This window comes from Streptomyces alanosinicus (genome assembly GCF_014650595.1).
GTDB lineage: Bacteria > Actinomycetota > Actinomycetes > Streptomycetales > Streptomycetaceae > Streptomyces > Streptomyces alanosinicus.
On record NZ_BMVG01000091.1, the window covers coordinates 1 to 5,899 of the forward strand.

General features: G+C 67.1%; 7 protein-coding genes. 3 read left to right on the forward strand and 4 right to left on the reverse strand.

The features are described from left to right. Positions 1–229: 229 nt before the first annotated feature. From IE277_RS46035 to IE277_RS46050, 4 genes are all read right to left on the reverse strand, one after another. Positions 230–589: a hypothetical protein gene (locus IE277_RS46035; RefSeq protein ID WP_189960030.1), complete on the reverse strand. Its 360-nt coding sequence runs from the start codon at positions 587–589 to the stop codon at positions 230–232. Beyond that, positions 586–846 carry a hypothetical protein gene (locus IE277_RS46040; protein ID WP_229882582.1) on the reverse strand — a complete coding sequence of 87 codons (261 nt, stop codon included), beginning with the start codon at positions 844–846 and terminating at the stop codon, positions 586–588. The genes IE277_RS46035 and IE277_RS46040 overlap by 4 nt, the downstream gene beginning before the upstream one ends. Before the next feature lie 146 nt (positions 847–992). Further along, positions 993–2,216, reverse strand: a complete 1,224-nt coding sequence (locus IE277_RS46045; RefSeq protein WP_229882583.1) for a helix-turn-helix domain-containing protein — start codon at positions 2,214–2,216, stop codon at positions 993–995. A gap of 148 nt (positions 2,217–2,364) precedes the next feature. Continuing rightward, the gene (locus IE277_RS46050; protein ID WP_189960032.1) at positions 2,365–2,802 is read right to left on the reverse strand and encodes a hypothetical protein; all 438 of its coding nucleotides are present in this window, start codon (positions 2,800–2,802) and stop codon (positions 2,365–2,367) included. Positions 2,803–3,352: 550 nt separating this feature from the next. Between IE277_RS46050 and IE277_RS46055 the strand changes: the two genes are divergently transcribed. From IE277_RS46055 to IE277_RS46065, 3 genes are all read left to right on the forward strand, one after another. Next, positions 3,353–3,679, forward strand: a complete 327-nt coding sequence (locus IE277_RS46055) for a hypothetical protein (RefSeq protein ID WP_189960034.1) — start codon at positions 3,353–3,355, stop codon at positions 3,677–3,679. Beyond that, positions 3,679–4,326, forward strand: coding sequence for a nucleotidyl transferase AbiEii/AbiGii toxin family protein (locus IE277_RS46060; RefSeq protein WP_229882584.1), 648 nt, complete (start codon positions 3,679–3,681; stop codon positions 4,324–4,326). The genes IE277_RS46055 and IE277_RS46060 overlap by 1 nt, the downstream gene beginning before the upstream one ends. A gap of 622 nt (positions 4,327–4,948) precedes the next feature. Next, complete coding sequence (locus tag IE277_RS46065; protein ID WP_189960038.1) at positions 4,949–5,563, forward strand: TRADD-N-associated membrane domain-containing protein; 615 nt, start codon at positions 4,949–4,951, stop codon at positions 5,561–5,563. Positions 5,564–5,899 lie beyond the last annotated feature (336 nt).

Here is a 5,899-nt window from a genome sequence, read left to right on the forward strand (position 1 = left end):
CCTGCCCAGCCGAAGAACTGATCCACCCACCCCAGCAAGAGCCATCAGAAACGCCCTAGTTCGGCGACGACCAGCTCGGCGGTGTCGACATCGTGGCGGTCCAAGCCCCACGCTGCCAGCGCCGTCCGGACCAGACGCCGGGCTTCTGCGCCGCTTTGGGGCACTCGTTCGTGTAAGAGGGAGTACCCGGGGCGGCCGTGACCGCGCGGCCGGGCTGCTGTGCTGCGGGTCATGAGGCGTCTGCCGCGCGATCGTCTCCAGCGGTCTGCTCATCCAGCGGGCCGAGCTGCAGGTAGAGGGTGTGGAGTGCCCGGCACTGTACCGCGAGGTCCCAGACGTCTCGGGCTGTGGTGTCCACCCCGCGCTCCAGCATCTGGTGCGTGTGGGTCAGGACGAGCTGGGCTGTGCACTGCTGATGTTCATCGCCCAGCGCGCTTTTGCGTGCGCTGACCTCGGGACCGAGTAACTGTACGTGGGCGAGTAGGAGATCACGGATCTGTTCTCCCGACACGTCGGATGGTGCCCACAAGACGGCGTCGTACGACTGTCGGATGGCCTCGGAGTCGACCTGAGCAGTGGGGGCGCTCACCGGACGGTGGCCCGCAGCTCGGGCAGCGCGTCGGCAGCTGAATTGATTACCTCTGCCAGCGTGATGGCGGTGCCGGCGCTGCAACCGCCCAGCTCGACGAAACCTGAGCCGCTCACCGGCTGACTAGCCCGTAGCGACGGGATGACGACCCCGACCCGGGCCAGCGCTTCCTTCAGACCTGCCGCAGCCGCGTGCCCGGCCCGCAACGCGTCTGTCTCCCGCGCAGTGTGCTGGGCGCCTTCCTCAGCCATCGTCATCCTTCTACCTCCGCTCGATCCCGCTGCTTGATGCGGTACGGCTCGACCGTAGAGCGGCCTGACAGAAGGTCAGGGACAGGTTGGCCCCCCTCGATGAGGGGGACAACCTGTCCCTGGTGTGATCGCCCGCCTGAGGGACCCGCAGATCAGGCGGCGACGCCGATGTCCTCCGCGAGCTGGTGGGCGACGTGGGAGAGCGCACCGGTCGCCGTGCGCTTCAGGTCCACCGCGAGCGCTCGGCCCGAGGGCACGTACCGCACAGCCTCAGGTGAGACGTCGTACGCCAGCCGCAGATACTGCAGCGCGCTGGCCTTCTCCTTCCGGACATGCTCTGCCTTGGCCGCGTCCAGGTAGAGCCGCGAGCGCCGCTCAAGAGAGGGGATCGAGGCGGGGTCGGTGGTCGTCAACTGCTGCAGCGCGATACCCGGCGTGTGCAGGTCAGCGCCGATGGTGACTGCGTGTACGGAGACATTGCCCTGCCCGAACATGGTCCAGGGGTGGGCGTAGCGCCCCAGCGCCCGCGCGGTCTGGTCCGCTTCCCCGTGCCAGCGCCAGGCATCGCCGTCCCGGCCGTCCTGAGCTGCCGTCACCGCGGCGTGCAGGCACAGCGAGCCGAACATTCCGCGCAGCCGGTCCGAGCCGCCCTCCAACTGCGGTCGCAGGGTGTCGGCGGCGTCGGCGACCATCTGCAGGGCTTCCTCGGTGTGGCCAGCCACCCTCAGCCCGTTGCCGACGATCCAGGCGGCCGAGGCGAGCGCGATCGGGTCGTCCGCCTGCTCAGCGCACATCCGCGCGCGGTCCACGATCACCCAGTACAGCTCCGGCTCCACCGTGTGGGCCGCGTACTGCTGGGCGAGCGCGTACGTCTCGGCAAGGATCACGCTCGCCCGGCGCTTCTCCGCGCCCTCTGAGGCCCGCACCGTGGCACGCCCCGTTTCGATCAGCCCCGGCAGCACTGCGGCCACGGCCGTGCGCTGCTCACGGGCACGATGCCAGATGTCCCATGCCTGACGGACCCGCCCGGCCAGGTGGCCGATGTCCTCCGGGGTGCCGGCCCCTCCGAACAGGGGGGAATGGATGGCCGCCCGCAGACTGGGAACGCCCGGGTGAGTCACCTTGCCGCCATCGCTGATCGGCACCGACACGTCCGCGCGAGTCAGTTCGTTGACGTCCTGGCAGCCAAGGACCCTGCCTAGGTTCACCAGCATCGTCAGCGAGCGCACCGGGCGGTCGCCACGCTCGATTTTCTTGACCCAGTCCTCGGACCTGCCGACCAAGCCGCCCAGGGCCGCGCGGGACAGCCCGCGGCGCTCACGGCGCTCACGGAGGAGTTCGCCGTCCACGGTCATCTGCACGTTCTCATCAGGCATTTGAGCCCCCTCGACAGCGTTGTACCCGCCAGCGTAGGGCGTCCACCACGCCAGGTTCCCCTTCTGCCGTGATCCGCCACTGGACCAGTAGTCAACCCTGACCCGCCGCTGACAGAGCCGCCGTCGTAATAGCGGCGAAGCTCATCCCCTACCCCCAGGGGTCGGGGATGAGGTCTTGTGCCGCGGATCCGGACGTCAAGGGAAGACGTTGCGCGGTCCCGGTGTCGGGGTCGGCGATGAGCACGTCGGGAACGGCTTCCTCAAGGAAGCGCAGATAGCCGATGGTTCCGTAAGTGCTGGTCCTCGCGGCGATCCATTCCACGAGTTCCCGCAGCCGGTCGAATTCGTCGGGATGGACTTCCTGCCGGACGCTGAGTGCCCAGCCCCGTACACCCCGAGCGAGGTCTCCGACGAGAGTTCCCCCGATCCGCTCGGCGGGGCCCCGGGCGGAGAGCAGGGGATACACATCCGGTTCCTGGGACTCTTCGCCGCTCTCCCCGAGATGCCACCGCAGCAGCGCGAGGTCGGGGGCTGGGAGAGAGTCGGGCACGTCAAGAGTCAGCTGGAATTCATACAGGTCGCTCACGGCAGGCACCTCAGGGCTGTGGGGTGTGCAGCAGGGAGTCGGACACATGGGCCAACTTTCGCTGGAGGGCCTCATCGATCCGCTGCTCGTCGATGCCGTGGCGCGCCATATCCATGATCGTCATGCTGCTATCCCTGGCAGCGCTCACTGACAGAGGCCCCCCAGGAAAGCGGGGGCCAGGGAAACCGAGGGGTGATATGTCCATTTTGCAACCTCGTTTCAGCCGTAACGAGGTTGGTCGGCAGAGAGCTTCCCACCCACGTGTCGTGCCAGATGTGGAGCGCCTCCAGACGACTTACGTTATCGAACGCATTTCCGATTCTACTCGGGAATGGGTTGCGTGAGGCCTGCTGAGGACCCGCATGAGGACAATGCGTTTTATACACGCACAACTGCAAGATCGGTTTCCCTGACCTGCGACACCACCAGGCCGTCATCGCTGCATAACGGGCCCGCCGCCGTCCGCCGTCACCGAGCAGCGTGTGACGGAAACGGTGGCCGCGGCCGCCGCAGTACCGCCCAGGGCGCCCAGGTGCGGCAAACTGGGGACATGAGCAGGTACACGAAGGCCAGGCCGTGCGCGCTTCCTGGCGCGCTCGCCGAGCTGCGCGGGCCAACGAGCGGCGTTGCATCCCTGCCCACCCGCCTGCACTGGGGCCCGGACAACCGGTACGACCTCGCCGACACCGAAGACACCTCAGTGATGTACGAGAGGGTCATCCGGGAGGCCTCCAGCGCGCTCGACCTCGCGGAGCACCTGGACGCCGACACCCTGCGCAGGCTGTGGGCCGATCTGATCATCCCGCGCGAGATCCGCGCAGGATGGGAAGCCCGCTTCCTCGAGCTCCGGCACCGTCAGAGCGGCGCCGCCGCGTAGTGGACGAGCTGCACGACCGGCTCATCCGGGTGGATCTCGACGCCCTCGTCGACCATGGCTTTGCGCTCGCCGGCGGGTACGCGATCAAGGCACACCACATCCTTGACCGGCTCTCTGATGACGTGGACTTGTTCACCAGCCTGGACCGGCGGGCCGAGATGCCTGCCGCCGAGGCCCGCATTGCCCAGGCCTACGAGGAGGCCGGGTACGCCGTCGAGCACGTCGACAGCTCCGACACGTACGTCAGGCTGTACGTCACCGACCCCGCCGCGGGCCGGACGAGCAAGGTCGAACTGGTCGCGGAAACCCTTGACCATCAGCCCGTCCCGTCCGAGTTCGGCCCAGTCCTGCACCGTGACGACGTGGCTGCAGGCAAAATCGAAGCGCTGTTCAGTCGGGCGGAACTGCGCGACTTCATCGACGTCGACGCCCTGATCAAGGCTGGGTATACCCGCGACCAGCTTTTGAGGTTCGCCGAACACCGCGACGCCGGGTTCGACCGGCGCGTCTTCGCCGACATGCTCGGCAGCGTCACCCGCTTCCGAAGCGACCGCTTCGCCGCCTACGGCATCACACCTGAGACCGCCGATGCCATCAAGGAACGGTTCGCCGAGTGGCGCCAGGAGCTCAGCCGCCCGGCAGAGTGAGCACGTCTCACCAGGCTCGACCTGACCCGTTGGGACATCGACACGATGTTCTTCAGGTAGGCAGGACGCTGCGGTGGAAGCCCTGCCACGACCGGGACGCGGTCGACCCCCTCTCGGGTATCGCTGAGGTGAAGGCAGAAGGGGCCATGAGTGGATCTTGAGGCCGTGAACACCCTGGTCAGCGACAGCGCCAAAACAGGCCGCTTCTTCTAACTCCGGGCGCCATGGCCCCGATCTCCCTCACCTCGGTCACACGCCTGGAGCGCCTGGGCGATGACGGCGCGTGCGAGGTCATCGGCCTCGGTGACGGTGGGAAGTCGCCAAGTCGCGGTTGAGAACACGCCAGTTGGTGGCCCGTTCTTTAGTCAGGCGCAGCGCGGAACGCGAGACTCTCACGGTCAGTGTGATCCATGGTCGGCCGTCGTGATCGGGGGTTCATTTGAGTGGGCACTACGTCCGTGGGCACTACGTCCGGGGCGGCAGGTCTCCGGGATCGTCCCCCGGCGCGATGGCAGGTGTCCTCATCGGTTTGCTGGGCACGGCTTGGATCTTGGGTGGAGGCAAGGACAGTCGTAAGGGCAGCGGGTGGTCCGTGCCGACGTGGTTGTGGATCGTGGCGGCCGTGCTCTTCACCCTGGTAGCCGTGGCTCTGTGCTACTTCCTGTGGGCCCGGGGCCGTAAGGAGATAGCCGCGCTCAAGGCGGCCGAGGAGACTGCGGAGCAGCAGCGGGAGCTTCATGCCCAGCAGTTGAGCCAGCTGAAGACCGTGACGCCGCTGGCCACTCTTTTGGAGCTGAACCAGACGCAGATCGATGAGTATCACCGCATCGCCACCGATCAGGCGGATCGGTCGTTCCGATCCTCCCAGCGGGCCATGGCCCTGGGCCTCCTGATCATCGTCGGGTGTTTCGCGGCCGGCCTGTACTTCACCGGTGGGGCGACGAAGGTCTTCGTGGCGTCGATCGCGGGGGTCGGGGCGGCGTTGGCCGCCTTCTTGAACCGTACGTATCTGCAGATGTACGGGCAGACCCTCAGCCAGCTCAACCGGTACTTCGAGCAGCCGGTACTGACCGGCTACTACCTGACTGCCGAGCGGCTCGCTCAGGGGCTGACAGATGACCCGGAGAGCGAGATGCGCCGCCGCATCATCGATCAGGTCCTGGAGGCCAGCGCCCGGATGAACAACGGGTCCGGGCCCGCTGAACCGGCGGCGCGTCAGCAGCTCCCAGAAACGTAGAAGGGGGTTGAGAACATCGGAGCGAAATCCGGCCCTTGTACTGTCCGTGATGGCCGCCGCAGATAATGGCCCGTTATCCGTGGAACGACTTTAGACAGGGTCGGCATCAGATGGCCCGTCAGCCGTTCACTAGGGCCAACACAGGCTTAGCGCCGGTTTTCGTTCCGATGTTCCTCAACCCCCATGAGGTCGCAGTGCGGTGCGGATAGCGCCGCGCAGGTGGTACGGCCAGATCGCGTACGGCCTTGCGTGGGACGCGACGGCCCTGCCGGCAGTGCGCCAGCAGGGCCGAGGTGCACGTGCGGTCAGCCGCAGTAGCCGTTGAATGGGTCGTGC

Bases quoted from the DNA above. Each gene is read 5' to 3' on its own strand.
- IE277_RS46045 (WP_229882583.1), bottom strand. From the start codon at position 2,216: ATGCCTGATGAGAACGTGCAGATGACCGTGGACGGCGAACTCCTCCGT.
- IE277_RS46055 (WP_189960034.1), top strand. From the start codon at position 3,353: ATGAGCAGGTACACGAAGGCCAGGCCGTGCGCGCTTCCTGGCGCGCTC.
- IE277_RS46040 (WP_229882582.1), bottom strand. From the start codon at position 846: ATGACGATGGCTGAGGAAGGCGCCCAGCACACTGCGCGGGAGACAGAC.